Origin of the sequence: Kitasatospora sp. NPDC018058, from assembly GCF_044327205.1 — a bacterium.
Taxonomy (GTDB): domain Bacteria; phylum Actinomycetota; class Actinomycetes; order Streptomycetales; family Streptomycetaceae; genus Kitasatospora.
In genome coordinates this window covers 245,866-262,396 of record NZ_JBIRFA010000008.1, presented here as the reverse complement: position 1 = coordinate 262,396, position 16,531 = coordinate 245,866, and the positions used below count along the sequence as shown (strand labels likewise).

The 16,531-nt window shown below is 72.9% G+C and carries 11 protein-coding genes; 5 read left to right on the top strand and 6 right to left on the bottom strand.

Annotation, left to right across the window (positions count from 1 at the left end; genetic code table 11):
- Nucleotides 1-251: 251 nt before the first annotated feature.
- Entirely contained in the window at nt 252-692 is a 441-nt protein-coding gene (locus ACH4E7_RS14225) for an SRPBCC family protein (protein WP_396249324.1), read from the bottom strand.
- 101 nt (nt 693-793) lie between these two features.
- Here ACH4E7_RS14225 and ACH4E7_RS14220 point away from each other — a divergent pair, with 101 nt between their 5' ends.
- Entirely contained in the window at nt 794-1,693 is a 900-nt protein-coding gene (locus ACH4E7_RS14220; RefSeq protein WP_396249323.1) for a HipA family kinase, read from the top strand.
- A 62-nt stretch (nt 1,694-1,755) separates the two neighbouring features.
- Here the strand turns inward: ACH4E7_RS14220 and ACH4E7_RS14215 are convergent, their stop codons facing one another.
- From ACH4E7_RS14215 to ACH4E7_RS14195, 5 genes are all read right to left on the bottom strand, one after another.
- The gene (locus tag ACH4E7_RS14215; RefSeq protein ID WP_396249322.1) at nt 1,756-2,118 is read right to left on the bottom strand and encodes a hypothetical protein; all 363 of its coding nucleotides are present in this window, start codon (nt 2,116-2,118) and stop codon (nt 1,756-1,758) included.
- Nucleotides 2,119-2,279: 161 nt separating this feature from the next.
- Nucleotides 2,280-3,764: a S8 family peptidase gene (locus ACH4E7_RS14210; protein WP_396249321.1), complete on the bottom strand. Its 1,485-nt coding sequence runs from the start codon at nt 3,762-3,764 to the stop codon at nt 2,280-2,282.
- Between the two features lie 229 nt (nt 3,765-3,993).
- Nucleotides 3,994-5,121, bottom strand: a complete 1,128-nt coding sequence (locus ACH4E7_RS14205) for an amidohydrolase family protein (RefSeq protein ID WP_396249320.1) — start codon at nt 5,119-5,121, stop codon at nt 3,994-3,996.
- Nucleotides 5,122-5,124: 3 nt separating this feature from the next.
- Nucleotides 5,125-6,567, bottom strand: coding sequence for a glutamine synthetase (locus tag ACH4E7_RS14200; RefSeq protein ID WP_396249319.1), 1,443 nt, complete (start codon nt 6,565-6,567; stop codon nt 5,125-5,127).
- Nucleotides 6,568-6,643: 76 nt separating this feature from the next.
- Entirely contained in the window at nt 6,644-9,355 is a 2,712-nt protein-coding gene (locus ACH4E7_RS14195; RefSeq protein WP_396249318.1) for an MXAN_6230/SCO0854 family RING domain-containing protein, read from the bottom strand.
- A gap of 561 nt (nt 9,356-9,916) precedes the next feature.
- On the opposite strand from ACH4E7_RS14195, the gene ACH4E7_RS14190 reads away from it, so the two are divergent.
- From ACH4E7_RS14190 to ACH4E7_RS14175, 4 genes are all read left to right on the top strand, one after another.
- Nucleotides 9,917-11,692 (top strand): 3-hydroxyacyl-CoA dehydrogenase family protein, encoded by a 1,776-nt coding sequence (locus ACH4E7_RS14190; RefSeq protein WP_396249317.1) that lies wholly within the window; start codon nt 9,917-9,919, stop codon nt 11,690-11,692.
- A 146-nt stretch (nt 11,693-11,838) separates the two neighbouring features.
- Nucleotides 11,839-12,759 (top strand): TetR family transcriptional regulator, encoded by a 921-nt coding sequence (locus ACH4E7_RS14185; protein WP_396249316.1) that lies wholly within the window; start codon nt 11,839-11,841, stop codon nt 12,757-12,759.
- A gap of 368 nt (nt 12,760-13,127) precedes the next feature.
- Nucleotides 13,128-14,465 carry a crotonyl-CoA carboxylase/reductase gene (ccrA, locus tag ACH4E7_RS14180; RefSeq protein ID WP_396249315.1) on the top strand — a complete coding sequence of 446 codons (1,338 nt, stop codon included), beginning with the start codon at nt 13,128-13,130 and terminating at the stop codon, nt 14,463-14,465.
- Nucleotides 14,466-14,475: 10 nt separating this feature from the next.
- On the top strand, nt 14,476-16,506 hold the full coding sequence (locus ACH4E7_RS14175; protein WP_396249314.1) for a protein meaA: 2,031 nt from the start codon (nt 14,476-14,478) through the stop codon (nt 16,504-16,506).
- Nucleotides 16,507-16,531: the final 25 nt, after the last annotated feature.

Below are 16,531 nucleotides of genomic sequence, written 5' to 3'. Positions count from 1 at the left end.
GCTCCCCCACGCCGGGCGGCCCCCGTCACCCGCAGGTGGCGGACCGTCCACCCGTACGGCTTTCGGCTCGTACGGGTGGGCGAAGCTCCCGAAATTCCAGGCGATTTACCTGCTTTATCGAAACCGTCGGAGTTCCGTCGGGTTCCGCCCCGGTTCCGCCGGAATTCCGTCGGGTCCGCCGCGGTTCCCTCGGAATTCCGTCGGGTTCCGCCGCGGTCCCTCGGGAGTCCGGTCGGGGGTTTCGGAGAGGCTCAGCGGACCTCGGCTGCCAGGTTGGCCAGCACCTGGTCGTGGATCCGGTTCAGGCCCTTGGGGGCGAAGGTGCGCTCGAAGAAGCCGCCGATGCCGGTCGCGCCCTGCCAGGTGGCGGTCACGGTGACCTTGGTGCGGCCCTCGCCGGCGGCCGCGACCGTCCAGGTGATCACCATGCTGGAGTTGGCGTCCTTCTCCACCAGCTGGTCGGGCTTGGGCGCCGAGACGGTGAACAGGCAGTCGCGCACCCGCTTCTCGGTGGCCTGCAGCTTCCAGTGCACCTGGGTGCCGGCGCCGTTCCCGCCGACCCGGACCTCGTACTCGCTGTACTGCGCGGGCAGCAGCTTCGGGCGGGTCACCTGGTAGTCGGCCAGCGCCTCGTACACCCGCTCGGGGGCCGCGTCGTAGACCCGCTCGGTGGTGGCCTGCACCTGTCCCATGACCTTGCTCTCCTCGTGTGGTGGGTACCGCTGTCCGTACCGCTCACCGGCAAGCCAATCACAGGGGCGCGACCGCGACGCGGCGGGATAGGGTGGCCGGTGTGCTCGATCTGGTGACTGCGCTGCGTTACGTGGACCCGCTGCGGGCCGGCGGCTCGGTGCCCGGCGTGGTGGAGACCGACGACCTGGGAACGTACGTGGTCAAGTTCACCGGCGCCGCCCAGGGCCGCAAGGCGCTGGTGGCCGAGGTGATCGTCGGCGAACTGGCCCGGCGGCTCGGACTGCGGGTGCCGGAGCTGCGCCTGGTGGACTTCGACCCGGCGGTAGCCGCGGACGAGCCCGACGCCGAGATCCAGGACATGCTCAAGGCCAGCGGGGGCCTCAACCTCGGGATGGACCTGTTGCCCGGCTCGAAGGACTTCCGGCCGGGGATGATCCCGGTGGACTCCGCCGAGGCCGGTCGGGTGGTCTGGCTGGACGCGCTCACCGGCAACGTCGACCGAACCGTGCACAATCCCAACCTGGTGGTCTGGCACGAGCGGCTCTGGCTGATCGACAACGGCGCCGCGCTGATCTTCCACCACCGCTGGGCCACCGCGGAGGCCTCGGTCGGCAAGCGGTACGACCTCAGCGCCCACGCGCTCGGCGGCTCGGCCCCGGACGTCCGGCTGGCCGACGAGGACCTCGGGCCGCTGGTCACCGTGGAGCTGCTGGAGGAGGTGCTGGCGCTGGTCCCGGACGAGTGGCTGGCCGACGAGCCCGGCTTCGACGCGGTGGACGCCGTCCGGCACGCCTACGTCACCCATCTGGCCGCCCGGGTGGTGCTCTCCGAGGAGTGGCTGCCGGAGGGCTTCGCCACCCCCGAGCAGCTGCGCGAGGCGGAGCGGCGGCGGGCGGCCCGCACCCGGGCCGGGCGCCCGGCCTGGCTGCAGGAGGTGCCGGACCTGCACGGCAAGCCTTCGGTGGAGACGGTCTGGGAGCACCACTTCGACGAGGATTGAGACGTCTCCCGTGGGTCTCGGCGGACCCGGCGAGGACCCGGGGGACAGGCCCTGGACAGGCCCTAGAACGTGACGAGCCCGAGGTGGCCGAGCCAGAGGAAGTACTCGGCCGAGGTGGCGACCAACAGGCCGAGGCCCTTCACCGCGAGCCCGACGGACTTGGGGAGCCCCTGCGCCCGCGTGATCGCGGCCCCGAGGCCGTACCCGAGCAGCGGGACCCCGACGACCAGCACGGCGTAGGCCGGCCCGGCGACCCCCGCGCCGGCGAGCCCGTAGGCCCCGAATACGAGGGCGATCAGCCCGATGTGCAGCAGCATCGGGGCCGCGAGCACCAGTTCGACGACGCCGAGGACGAGTGCGAGCCGGTGCCGCCGGTCGGCCGCGGGGCGGGCGGGGGCCTGCGGTCCGGGGACGGTGGCGGCCATGCCGATCAACTCCTGGGGTGGCTCCGGTGGTGACGGATCCATCCTGTTCCACGGGCGGGACTGCGGCCTGAGTACAGGTACTCAAACGCGGCTGGGGAGCGGGACCATGGGCCCCGCTCCCCAGCTCAGCGTTCAGTGCTCAGCGCATCGTGGTCAGCGCCTCAGCGCCACCACTGGACCGCCTTCTCGGCGTTGATGATGCCCGCGCCGTAGAAGCCGTTGTCGTCCGCGCCGCCCTCACAGGTGGCCTTCCACTGGCCGGCGCCGCCCGGGTTGAACTCGCCGGTCGGGCACGGGTGGGACTCGGCCTGGCTGGTCAGCATCTCGGTCAGCTCGTCCGGGCTGGCCCACGGGAAGGTGGAGGCCAGCAGCGCGACCACACCGGTGACGTGCGGGGTGGCCATCGAGGTGCCCTGCATGTAGCCGTACTTGTTGCCCGGGATGGTGGACAGGATGCGGCCGTCCTTGTCCGGGGTGTTCGGGATCTGGTAGCGCTTGTCACCACCCGGCGCGGCGACGGTCACGACGCCCTTGCCGTAGCTGGAGTAGTACGACTTGTCGCCGTTGACACCCACCGCGGAGACCGCGATGACGCCGGGCAGCTCGGTCGGCAGCGACAGGCAGTCGTTGGTGACCGGGCGGGTGCCGGGGGTGGTGTCGTCCGGGCTGGAGACGTCGGTGGTCTTGTGCGCCAGGTCGATGTTCTCGTTGCCCGCGGCGGCGACGTTGAGGACGCCCTTGCGCTGCGAGAACGCGACGGCCTTACGGACGGCGTCCGTGATCGCGGCCTGGTCCTTGTCGTTCTGGCAGTTGAACATCCACGGGTCGACGTAGTAGCTGTTGTTCGTCACCTTGAAGCCGTGCTCGCCGGCCCAGACGAAGCCGCAGACCGCGTTCTCCGGGTAGATCATGCCGGCGTCGTCGACGACCTTGACCGCGGCCAGCTTCACGTTCGGGGCGATACCGACGACGCCCTTGCCGTTCTTGGCGGCGGCGATGGTGCCGGCCACGTGGGTGCCGTGGTCGCTGGTGGTGGGCTGCCAGGCCTTCCAGTCGGTGTTCGTCTTGCCGTCGATGCAGGAGACCGACTGCGAGGCGTCGACGTTGGCGGCCAGGTCCTCGTGGGTGGCGTCGATGCCGGAGTCCAGCACGCCGACGGTGACATTGCGGCTGCCGAGCGAGATCTTGTGCGCCTTGTCGACACCGATCTGGCGCATGTCCCACTGGTTGGCCTCGTACGGCTCCTGGCCGGCGGCGGCGGTGCCGGTGGGCTCGGCCGCGACGTCGGCCTTGCCCTGGTCGGAGGCGGTGATGCCCTTGGTCCGGCTGGCACCGACGGAGTCGACGCCCTTGGCCAGACGCAGCTTCTCCGCGAACTTGGTGTCGTTCGAGCGGGCGATCACGACGCCGATCTGCTCGTACGACTGGACCACGGTGCCGCCGAGGCCGGTGACGGCCTTCTCCACCTTCTGCACCTGGCCGTGGTTGGCCTTGGTGTTGACGACGTAGCTGAGCAGCGGACCGGTCGTCGAGTCGCCGGTGGGCGCCGCGACGGCGGTGCCGGCCGGCAGCGCGAGGGCGCCGGCGGTGGCGAGCACGACGCCCACCGCCGCGTACCGGGTCCGGCTGATCCGAGGAACTCTCATTGGGGTTGGCCCTCCCGAGTCGTCATGCGGCAGCTGCGGTGTGGCAGGTGCGCGGGGAATGACCGGACGCTAATGAATATTCGCTGATATGCGCAAGAGGTAGTCATCTAATCGTCACATCTCAACCAACAGCGGAGGTTACGAGTCCGCAGTTCAACAAGGGCAACAGAGGCAAAGATTGTTAAAAAGTGATGGTTCGCTGACGAGCCGACGGACTCGAGCGCCTACATCAGAGCGCGTACAGCCGACGGGCGTTGCCGGCGGCGATCATCCGCGTCAGACGCTGCCCGTCCGCGGCCGAACAGGCCCCGTCCGCCTGCCAGTCGGCCAGCAGCGCGCCCAGTCCGTACCGGAACTGAGCGGTGCCCACCAGGAACAGTTCGGGCAGCCCGTAGGCGTCGGTGGAGAACAGCAATTTGCCGAACGGCGCCAGTTCCAGCATCTCACCGAGGACGGCCGCCACCCGCGGCCCGGTGTAGGAGGCGGTCAGCCCGAGGTCGGTGTACACCGTCGGGAAGGCCTGGGCCAGCCAGGCGGCCTGCCGGTGGTACGGGTAAGCGTGCAGCAGCACCAGCGGGACGCCGCTCGGCTCGGCGGCGCGGACGAAGTCGGTCAGTAGGGACGGGTCGGCGCGGTGCAGGGTGAGGTCGGGATCGCCGAAGCCGGTGTGGAGTTGGATCGGCAGGCCGAGCTCGGCGCAGACGTCCACGGCCGTCCAGAGCAGGTGGTGCAGCAGCACCGGATCGGTCAGCCGGCCGCGTCCGCCGCGCAGCCAGGCTCCGGCGGCGGCCACCACCGCGGTGCGCGCGGGCCGTTCGGCCGGGGCCGCCAGGCCGTACCGGTAGGCGAGCACCGACTTCACCGCGACCGCCCCGGTGGCGGCCGCGGCGAGCGCCTCGCCGACGGCCCCCGGCCAGTCCTCGGCGCCGACCGCGACCGCCTCGGCGACCGTCTCCAGCCGGACCACCTCGCGCACCACCGCCCCGGCGGCCTCGGTGAGTTCGGTCAGCGGCAGCAGCTCGTGGCCGGCCGCGGCGGTCAGCCCGGTGTCCACCAGGCAGGTGTCCAGCCCGGCGGCCGCGAGCAGCCGGCGGGTGGCCTCGGCCGCGCCCAGCTCGCGCCGGCGGGCCAGGTAGTCGGCGGCCGGGGTGTGCGCGGGCAGGCCGAGCGCGGGCGGGCACCAGCGCCGTACCGCCAGGCCGAGCGCACTGTCGAAGGGCGAACAGCCGGGCGCGGGTGGGCGGTCGGACTCGGTGAGCAGCCCGGCCAGGGCGTCGTCGGCGAGCTCGGCCGCCACCACGCTGTGGCAGTGGTGGTCGACCAGCGCCGGATCCGGGGCGTGTTCCGGCCGGGCCACCGGTCAGTACCGCCAGCGGGTGGCCGCGATCAACTCCTCGGACCCGATGGCCGCGTACTGCTCGGCCTCGGCCCGGCGCACCGCCAGCACCGCCTGGTAGAGCGGATCGCCGAGCGCCTCGCGCAGCACCGCCGAGCGCTCGTAGGCGGCGATCGCCTCGGCCGGGCTCTGCGGCAGCCGGGGCACCGTACCGGGCTCGACGGTGGCCGGGTCCCCGGTGAACTCCGGCGGCAGCGCGCGGCGTTGGTCCATCCCGGCGAAGCCGGCGGCGAGCACCGCGCCGACCGCGAGGTACGGGTTGGCGCTCGCGTCGAAGCACTTGACCTCGGCGTTCGCGGCGGCGGCGCGCTCCCCGGTGGAGCCGGTGACCAGGCGCATCGCGGCCTCCCGGTTCTCCAGGCCCCAGCACTGGTAGGCCCCGGCCCAGTGCTGGGGCACCAGGCGCAGGTACCCGGCCGGGCTGGAGCAGCCCAGCACCAGCAGTTCGGGCAGCGCCTCGAGCACCCCGGCGAGGAAGCCCTCGGCCTCGACGGTCAGGCCGTGCGGCCCGGGGCCGCCGTGGCCGAGGTTGCGGCCGTCCCGCCAGAGGCTGACGTGCAGGTGCCCGCCGTTGCCGACCCCGTCGGGCTCGACCACGGGGGCGAAGGAGACCCGCAGGCCGTGCTTGGCGGAGACGGCCCGGACGGTGTGCCGGACCAGCACGGCGGTGTCGGCGGCGCCGACCGGGCCCTCGGGGGCGACCGAGACCTCGAACTGGCCCGGGGCGTACTCGGGGTGGATCTGCAGCACGCTCAGCCCCTGCTCGCCGAGGGCGCGCAGGACGTCCCGCAGGTAGTCGGAGAGGTCGGTGAGCCGGTGCATCCCGTAGGCCGGGCCGTACGTCGGGTACTGGGGCGCCTCCTGCGGCGGGCCGTCCAGCGCGACCACCCACTCGACCTCGATGCCGGCCTTGAGGCTCAGCCCGCGCGCGGCCGCGGCGGCCTCCATCCGGCGGGCGAACAGCCGCTGGCAGCCGGGGTGCGGGCCGCCGGCCTGGGTGTGGCGGTCCCCCGGGGCCCAGGCCCAGCCGGGCTGGGCGGCCAGCGCGACGATCCGGTCGACGTCGGGGTAGAGCCTCAGATCGCCGGTGGGGCCGCCGATGATCGGGCTGGTGGTGCTGGTGTCGTCGGCGAGGAACACGTCAAAACAGGGCGCGACACCGATGCCCCACTCGGCCGCGTGCACCAGCCTGCTGAGCGGCACGGCCTTGACCCGGGTGATGCCCGCGTTGTCCACCCAGGTGACGGCCACCGCCTCGACGGCGGCGGTGCGCAGCCGGTCGACGGCCTTCTCGGCCCGCGCGGCGCGCTCGGCCCGCGGGGGCAGCGCGACGGCGGCCGCGAGGGCGCCGTCGTCGGGCCGGTCGACGGGGTCGGCGGCCCGGGCGCTGGCGGTTCCGATGCTCATGTCACCATGCTGCCCCGCCGATTGGGCTTCTGTAACTCCCCTATCGAGTGGTCGAAACGGACGGCCGTCCACCCGTTCACCCGTTCGGGGCGAAGCGGGCGACCAGTTCCCCCGCCGTGATCCGCTCCAGGGCGTCCGGGGCGGCGTCCAGCCGGCCCGGGTAGAGCCGGTACAGCGTCCCGCTCACCCCTTCCGGGACGGGCGTGTCGGCGTGCACCAGGGCCGCGAACGCCCTTGTGCCGACGAGGCGTTCGGCGATCAGCCGGGCGGTGTCGTCGGCCGACTGCTCGGTGCGGTGGTCGCTCTCGTACCGCCCGCGCAGCCGCTCGGCGAAGGCGGCCACCGGCTCGTCCGCGCCCCGGCGGTAGCGGCCCAGTCCGCGGCCGGTGCGGTCGCGCACCCACACCTCGTCGCTGGCGGCCGCCGCGGCGGCGCAGCCGAGGTCCCACAGGGTGGCGCGGGTGCCCGCGGCGAAGTGGGTGGTCACCGCGTGGGCCAGCGAGCCGATCGCGGCGTGGTGCCGGTAGAGGTTGTGGAATCCGGCGCCAGAGCCGACGTTGAGGTCGGTCCAGGTGTAGTCGCGGGTCTGGAAGTCGACGATCATCGGCACGCAGATCCGGGCGTCCCCGGCGAGGTCCAGCCGCTGGCGGACGCTCCCGGGGTGGAAGCTGCCCGTGCGCTGCCGGGCCGCCTCGGAGGGGGTCAGGGTCATGAAGCCGGCGAACGCGTCGGTGAGGTCCTCGAAGGGGATGTCGTTGTAACTGAACACCACCACCACCGCGTACCGGGCGCGGGCCTTGCCCAGCGCCCGTAGGTCCAGGTCGACGAACTCGGTGGCGCCGTGCGGCGGCGGGGCGGTCGTGAAGTCGCCGGAGTGGACGGCGGCACGCGGGCCGAGCACCAGCCGGGTGTAGTCGCACAGGCCGGTGAACTGCCATTCCTCGTCGTAGAAGGCGACCGACAGGTCGAGGTCCACCCGCTGGTGCGGGCGCTGCATCCAGTGCACGAACAGTCGCAGGTACTGCTCGTCCGGGAGCCCCTGCACGCTGCCGCGCGGCACCGCGACCAGGGTCTTGGCGCTGGCCCGCTCGGCGAACGGGACCACCAGGTCGGCGAGGGCGGCGTCCAGGACGACCACCTCGTAGCGCCCCGAAGCGGCCGCCGACTGCCCGGCCCGGCGCAGCAGTTCGGCCTCGATCAGGGCGCAGACCGGCGCGCTCAGCCGGTCCGGGACGGGCTTTCCCCAGTCGAAGCGGGCGTGCGCCGAGGCGACCCGGCCGCGCGGGAAGTACAGCCGTCGCTCGCCGAGTTCGCGCCGCGCGCGCAGCCGCCCGTACGCGCCGAGCAGCGGTCCCTGAGCGACCGCGCGCAGCGCCCCCGGCAGTGCTCCGGCGAGTTCGGCGGGCAGCGGCTCGCCGGGGAACCAGGTGGCGTGCACCCGCAACAGGTGGTGCAGTCGGCGCACCAGTTCGCCGGGGCGGCGGGCCAGCAGCCTGACGGCGGCGGGCAGGTCGCCCTGTGCGAGGGTGTGCTCGACCCGGGCGGCGAAGGTCTCCACGGTCAGCCGGGTGTGGCCGCCGGGCGTCTCGCGCACCCGCAGCGGGGCGGGCGCCTCGCGCAGCTGCGGGCCGAGGCCGTGCAGATCGAGGTCGCTCTGCCGGACCACGGCGAAGGCGGCCGCCGCGTACGGGAAGCGGGTGCGGTGCTCGTACGGGTGCAGCAGTTCGCCGGCCCGCAGCCAGGCCTGCCGGTGGCGGCGCAGGTCCTCGGCGAGGGTGCCGACCGGGAACGCGTCCAGGACGGCGAGGAGTTCGCGGCGCAGCGGGCGGGGCAGGCCCCGAAGCCGCAGCGTGCGGGCGGTCTCGGGCAACAGGTCGGGTTCGGCGCCGGACCAGGCCCAGATCAGTCGCAGGACGTCGGTGGCGGTGGTGAGGTGGGCGGCGAGCAGCGGGCGGGTGTGCTCCGGATCGCGGCGCAGCAGGGCGGCCAGCGCGGTGGCGCGGCTCTCCCGGACCGGGATGGTCTCGGGCAGCCAGGTGGCCGGGTCGGCCGGGGCGTGGTCGAGCAGCAGGGCGAGGTCCTCGCGCTCCTGCGGGTTCAGCGGGGTCTGCCGGGCGAGCAGGGCGGCCAGCGCGGTGCCGGCGAGTTCGGCCGGGTCGCCGAGCTCGGCCAGGCGCAGCGGCTTGAGCTGTCCGCCGGAGGGGAGGTCGCGGGCGGCCTTGCGGGCGGCCCTGGTGTCGAGGGCGAGGTGGTGCTCGCGGTCCAGCGGGGTGCGGCAGAGCGGGCAGCGGCGTGGGCCGCCGTGCTCGGCCAGGTCCTGGTAGCAGTCTCCGCACAGCAGGTGGGCGCAGGGGGCGAGGGCGCCGATCCCGGCCTCCAGGCTGCTGCGCTCGCAGACCAGGCAGACCTGGCCGGGCTGGCAGAGCAGGTAGCCGCGGATCAGTGCGGAGTAGTCGGCGTGGGCGTGCGAGGGCACGCCCACGGGGAAGCGGCGGAACAGCGGGGTGTGTCGGCGGTTGCCGCCGAGCAGGGCATCGATCCCCCGCAGCAGCCGGGTGCCGGCGTCGGCGAGGTCCGCCGGGCGCAGCCGGCCGAGTGCGGTGCGCAGGTCGCGGGTCAGGACGTGTCCGCGCTGGGCCAGGTCGGCTTCCAGGGCGATCAGGCCCTTGGCCGTCCACGGGTCCGGTTCCCCGGGTGCGGCTCCGTCCGGGACCAGGACCACGCCGTGACGGCGCAGCAGGTAATCGTCCAGTCCGGTGCCGGTGGCGGCGGCGTTCTGCTTCCCCACTGCGCTCTGTCCCCCCGACGTCCCCCGATGGATACGACGAAGCGGGGGCGGAGAGTGGGCGCGCTCGGTTCATTTTAAAGATGAGGAGAAGGAAGCACGCCGCGGAGCCGCCCCCGCGTCGATCACCCTAGCGAAGACCGGGCCCGGTCCCCGAACGGTTTTCCGCCGACGCCCCCTTCCTACCGGCGAGTAGCTTCGCTACAGTGGCCGGACACGCATCACCGCCGGGCTTCGGGAGCCGCACCGGCGGGGTCGCGGTCGCCGTGTCCACGGCGGGCGCGCGGTGCGCTTTCACCGGCCGGTGCCGCGAACGGCGGCGGGCCGGGTTTCCCTCCTCGTATCAGGGTCGCTTCCTTCACCGTCGAGCGCCTGAGTACCACGGCACACCCCGCAGTTCGGCCGGAGCGGACCGGCCGCTGCCCGGGTGCCGCCGGAACCCGTCATCTCCCCAGCCCCCGCGCGTGAACCCTCCTCCGGCGGCGGCCGCCCCGTCACCGTCGACGGGTGCGGCGGCGTGCCCGCCGGAGCACGCGCGGGCCCTTCATGACTAGGAGTCAGGACATGGAGCGTCCCTTCCCCACCGTCGCCGTCGTCGGCCTCGGCACGATGGGTGCCGGCGTCGCGGTGGCGGTCGCCAGGAGCGGCCGCCGGGTGATCGGCATCGAGGCGACCGAGGACTCGGCCGCCCGGGCGCTGGCCCGGATCGAGGCGGCGACCGCGCACGCGGTCGACCGGGAGCGGATCACCGCCGAGGAGCGCACCGCGCTGCTGGGCCGGATCTCGGTCGGGCACGCGCTGGCGGCCGCCGCCGAGGCGGACCTGGTGATCGAGGAGGTGCCGGAGCAGCTGGAGCTGAAGCGGGAGGTCTTCGCCGAGCTGGACCGGATCTGCCCGGAGAGCACCGTGCTCGCCACCGGCACCACCGCGCTGTCGGTGACCCGGATCGCCGCCGCGACCGCCCGTCCGGAGCGGGTGCTGGGTCTGCACTTCTTCAACCCGGTGCACACCATGAAGCTGGTCGAGGTGGTCCGCACCGTGCTGACCTCCCCGCAGACCGCCGAGGACGCCGCCGCCTTCGCCCGCGACCTCGGCAAGGAGCCGGTGGCAGCCGGCGACCGGGCCGGCTTCGTGGTGAACGGCCTGCTGTTCGCGTACCTGAACCAGGCCGCGGCGATGTACGAGTCCAAGTACGCCTCGCGCGAGGACATCGACGCCGCGATGCGGCTCGGCTGCGGTCTGCCGATGGGCCCGCTGGCGCTGCTCGACCTGATCGGCATCGACACCGCGCGCACCGTGCTGGAGGCGATGTACGAGCAGTCCCGCGACCGGCTGCACGCGCCCGCGCCGATCCTCGGCCAGCTGGTCGCGGCCGGACTGCTGGGCCGCAAGTCCGGGCGCGGCTTCTACACCTACGAGGCGCCGGGCTCGTCCAAGCCGGTGGACGCGGCGACCGGTCCGGCCAAGCCGAAGGTGCCCGGCCGTACCGTCGGCACCGTCGGCGTCTGCGGCTCGGGGACGATGGCCACCGGCATCGCCGAGGTCTTCGCCAAGGCCGGGCACCCGGTGCTGCTGGCCGCCCGCAGTCAGGAGAAGGCCGACCGGGCCAAGGCGCAGCTGGCCAGGTCGCTGGAGCGCTCGGTCGCCAAGGGCCGGCTGTCCGCCGAGCAGCGGGACGCCGCGCTGGAGCTGGTCACCCCGGTCGGCCAGTACACCGAGCTGGCGGACGTGGACCTGGTGATCGAGGCGGTCGCCGAGGACCTGGCGGTCAAGCGGGAGCTGTTCGCCACCCTGGACAAGATCGTCCGCCCGGGCGCGGTGCTCGCCACCACCACCTCCTCGCTGCCGGTGATCAGCTGCGCGACCGCCACCTCGCGGCCGCAGGACGTGATCGGCATGCACTTCTTCAACCCGGCTCCGGCCATGAAGCTGGTCGAGGTGGTCTCCACCGTGCTGACCGCCCCGGATGTCACCGCGACGGTGCTGGAGCTGACCGCCAAGGTCCGCAAGCACCCGGTGGAGTGCGGCGACCGGGCCGGCTTCATCGTGAACGCGCTGCTGTTCCCGTACCTGAACGACGCGGTGCGGATGCTCCAGGAGCACTACGCGACGGTGGACGACGTCGACACCGCGATGAAGCTGGGCTGCGGCTACCCGATGGGCCCGTTCGAGCTGCTGGACGTGGTCGGCCTGGACGTGTCGCTGGCCATCGAGCAGGTGCTGCACCAGGAGTTCCGCGAGCCGGGCCTGGCCGCGGCGCCGCTGCTGGAGCACCTGGTCGCGGCCGGCTGCCTGGGCCGCAAGACCGGCCGCGGCTTCCGCGACCACGCCCGCCGGTGACCACGCCGTCGCCCGCCGCCCGCCCCGGCTGGACCCCGGGGGCGGTGTCCGCGCGCTGGCCGAGACCGGCCGCGACCGGCCCGGTCGCGCCGGTGCGCCGGGGAAGGGCCGCGGCCCCGCCGCCGGGGGCGTGTAGCGTTCCGGACATGGATCGGGTTCAGTCAGCCTCCCCGCAGCAATCCGCCGCACCGCGCGGCGCCGACCGGGCGGCCTCGTCGGCCGGAGGCACCGGGCCGGACAGCGGGCCGGGCAGCCGCCGGGCGGCTGCGCAGCGCCAGCAGATGCGCCAGGACCTGGCCGCGGCCGCAATGGAGCTGTTCGCCTCGCAGGGCTACGAGGAGACCACGGTCGACCAGATCGCGGCGGCCGCCGGGGTGGCCCGGCGCACCTTCTTCCGGTACTTCCGGTCCAAGGAGGAGGCGATCTTCCCGGACCACGACGACACGCTCGTCCGGGTGGCCGACCTGCTGGCCAGCGCCGAGCCGGAGGAGCACCCGCTGGACGTGGTGTGCCGGGGCATCAAGGAGGTGCTGCGGATGTACGCCTCCACCCCGGGGGTGTCCGTCGCGCGGTACCAGCTGATCCGTCAGGTCCCGGCGCTGCGCGAGCGCGAGATCGCCGTGGTGGCCCGGTACGAGCGGCTGTTCACCCGCTACCTGCTGGGCCGCTTCGACACCGGCGAGTCCATCCCGTCCGGCTGGCAGCGCGGCGGCGAGGACGACTCGATGCTGGCCGAGGTGTCGGCGGCGGCGGTCGTCGCGGCGCACAACCACGTGCTGCGGCGCTGGCTGCGGGCCGGCGGCCGGGGCGACGTGGAGGCGCAGCTGGACCACTCCTTCGAGGTGATCCGGCGGACCTTCTGGGCCGCCAGCGCGCCGGGTGCCAGACGCCGGGGCTCGGTGGTGGCACCGGGTGCCAGTGAGACGCCAGGGGACGTGGTGGCGGAGAGCGCACTGAGTGCCAGCCCCGGAGGTGAGGTGCTCATCACAGTCGCCCGGACAGACGCTCCACTGGACGTCGTGGTGGACAGCATCCGGGCCGCACTGAGTGGCGCCCGGGACGCCTAGGTCGGGTATTCACACAGGTCAGAGGCATATCAAGGGCCCGCGCCGAACAGTCGGCGCGGGCCCTTCGCGTACCCGCGCTACGCGCGTTTCGCACCTTTCCAGGGCGTCGGAATTCCTGACACCCGGTGTCTTTACGAGTGGCACAGGGTGCCACTACCTTGTTACTCACCAGTCGCGGCGCCGCGGCTCCCCACCTCGGCGCGCCGTCGTCCGGCGTTCCCACACCCCGGGAGCAGTGCCAGCCCCGCCCGGACCACCACCGGGCGACAGCCTGACCGCCAACCACCCACCTCAGCGAAGCCGGTGTCCGCTCCCGGCTCCCCCAGACGCCCTGTGACCCTCGCACAGGTACGCCTTCGGAGGCAGCCATGCAGGAAATCCTCGACGCGATCCTCAACCCCGACACCACGTCGGCGGACTTCGCGGCGATCAAGCTCCCCGAGTCCTACCGGGCGGTCACGCTCCACAAGGACGACGAGCAGATGTTCGCGGGCCTGGACAGCCGCGACAAGGACCCCCGCAAGTCCCTTCACCTCGACGAGGTCGCCCTGCCCGAACTGGGCCCCGGCGAGGCCCTGGTCGCCGTCATGGCCAGCGCGGTGAACTACAACACCGTCTGGAGCTCGATCTTCGAGCCGGTCTCCACCTTCGGCTTCCTGGAGCGCTACGGCCGGCTGTCGCCGCTCACCAAGCGCCACGACCTGCCGTACCACGTCGTCGGCTCCGACCTCGCGGGCGTGGTGCTGCGCACCGGCGCCGGGGTCAACGCCTGGAAGCCCGGCGACGAGGTCGTCGCGCACTGCCTCTCGGTCGAACTGGAGTCCGCGGACGGCCACAACGACACGATGATGGACCCGGAGCAGCGCATCTGGGGCTTCGAGACCAACTTCGGCGGCCTGGCCCAGCTCGCCCTGGTGAAGACCAACCAGCTGCTGCCCAAGCCGAAGCACCTCACCTGGGAGGAGGCCGCCTCCCCGGGCCTGGTCAACTCCACCGCCTACCGCCAGCTGGTCTCGCGCAACGGCGCCGGCATGAAGCAGGGCGACAACGTGCTGATCTGGGGCGCCAGCGGCGGCCTCGGCTCGTACGCCACCCAGTACGCGCTGGCCGGCGGCGCCACCCCGATCTGCGTGGTCTCCAACGACCAGAAGGCCGAGATCTGCCGCGCCATGGGCGCCGAGGCGATCATCGACCGCTCGGCCGAGGGCTACAGGTTCTGGAAGGACGAGAACAACCAGGACCCGCGCGAGTGGAAGCGCCTGGGCTCCAAGATCCGCGAGTTCACCGGCGGCGAGGACGTGGACATCGTCTTCGAGCACCCGGGCCGCGAGACCTTCGGCGCCTCGGTGTACGTCACCCGCAAGGGCGGCACCATCGTCACCTGCGCCTCCACCTCCGGCTACATGCACCAGTACGACAACCGCTACCTGTGGATGTCGCTCAAGCGGATCGTCGGCTCGCACTTCGCCAACTACCGCGAGGCCTTCGAGGCCAACCGCCTGATCGCCAAGGGCAAGATCCACCCGACCCTGTCGAAGGTCTACTCCCTGGAGGAGACCGGCCAGGCCGCCCTCGACGTGCACCACAACAAGCACCAGGGCAAGGTCGGTGTGCTCTGCCTGGCCCCGGAGGAGGGCCTGGGCGTGCGCGACGATGAGTTCCGCGCCCAGCACATCGACGCCATCAACCGCTTCCGGAACGTGTGAGACGGATCCGATGACCGAGCCTCAGAAGCGCGACCGCCCCTGGCTGATGCGCACCTACGCCGGCCACTCCACCGCGAGCGACTCCAACGCGCTCTACCGGCGGAACCTGGCGAAGGGCCAGACCGGCCTGTCCGTCGCCTTCGACCTGCCGACCCAGACCGGCTACGACTCCGACCACATCCTCGCCCGCGGCGAGGTGGGCCGGGTCGGCGTCCCGGTCGGCCACGTCGGCGACATGCGCACCCTGTTCGACGGCATCCCGCTCGAACAGACCAACACCTCCATGACGATCAACGCCACCGCGATGTGGCTGCTGGCGCTCTACCAGGTGGTCGCCGAGGAGCAGGGCGCCGACATCGCCAAGCTCACCGGCACCACCCAGAACGACATCGTCAAGGAGTACCTGTCGCGCGGGACGCACGTCTTCCCGCCCGGCCCGTCGGTGCGTCTGATCACCGACATGATCGCCTACACGGTCGGCAACATCCCCAAGTGGAACCCGATCAACATCTGCAGCTACCACCTGCAGGAGGCCGGGGCCACGCCCGTCCAGGAGATCGCCTACGCGATGTGCACCGCCATCTCGGTGCTCGACGCGGTCCGCGACTCCGGGCAGGTGCCGGCCGAGCGGATGGGCGACGTGGTCGCCCGGATCTCCTTCTTCGTGAACGCCGGCGTGCGCTTCGTCGAGGAGATGTGCAAGATGCGCGCCTTCGCCCAGCTCTGGGAGAAGGTCACGCTGGAGCGCTACGGCGTCACCGACCCCAAGCAGCGCCGCTTCCGCTACGGCGTCCAGGTCAACTCGCTGGGCCTGACCGAGGCGCAGCCGGAGAACAACGTCCAGCGGATCGTCCTGGAGATGCTGGCCGTCACCCTCTCCAAGGACGCCCGTGCCCGGGCCGTCCAGCTGCCCGCCTGGAACGAGGCGCTCGGCCTGCCCCGCCCGTGGGACCAGCAGTGGTCGCTGCGGATCCAGCAGGTGCTGGCGTACGAGTCGGACCTGCTGGAGTACGGCGACATCTTCAACGGCTCCGAGGTGATCGAGGCCAAGACCGCCGAGCTGCTGGCCGGTGCCGAGGCCGAGATCGCCAAGGTGCTGGAGATGGGTGGGGTGATTCCGGCCGTCGAGTCCGGTTACCTCAAGTCCAACCTGGTCGCCTCGCACGCCGCCCGCCGGGCCCGGATCGAGTCCGGCGAGGACAAGATCGTCGGGGTCAACTGCTTCGACACCACCGAGCCCAGCCCGCTCACCGCCGACCTCGACACCGCGATCATGGTGGTCGACCCGGCTTCCGAGCGCTCCGTGCTCGCCGCCCTGGAGGCCTGGCGCGGACAGCGCGACGAGGCCGCCGCCCAGGAGGCGCTGGCCGAGCTCAAGGCCGTCGCCGCCACCGAGGCCAACCTGATGCCGGCCACGCTCGCCTGCGCCCGCGCCGGGGTCACTACCGGCGAGTGGTCCTTCGCCCTGCGCGAGGTCTTCGGCGAGTACCGCGCCCCCACCGGCGTGGGCGGCGCGCCCGTCGCCGTGGCCGCCGAGCCCGGCGGGGAGCTGGATCAGGTCCGCGCCGCGGTCGCCGCCACCGCCGAGGAGCTGGGCGCCGGCAAGCTGCGCCTGCTGGTCGGCAAGCCCGGCCTGGACGGACACTCCAACGGCGCCGAGCAGATCGCCGTCCGGGCCCGCGACGCCGGGTTCGAGGTGGTCTACCAGGGCATCCGCCTCACCCCGGAGCAGATCGTCTCCGCCGCCGTCGCGGAGGACGTGCACTGCGTGGGCCTGTCCATCCTCTCGGGCGCGCACGCCGAGCTGGTACCCGACGTCCTGAAGCGGCTGCGCCGCGCCGGGGTGGAGGATGTCCCGGTGATCGTCGGTGGCATCATCCCGGCAGCGGACGGCGAGGCCCTCAAGGCCGCCGGCGTCGCCGCCGTCTTCACCCCGAAGGACTTCGGCATCACGACCATCATCGGCCGGATCGTGGACGAGATCCGGCTGGCCAACAAGCTCCAGCCGTGGACGCCCGCACCGACCGCGGCCACGAACTGACCAGCTGACCAGCTGACCACTGGGA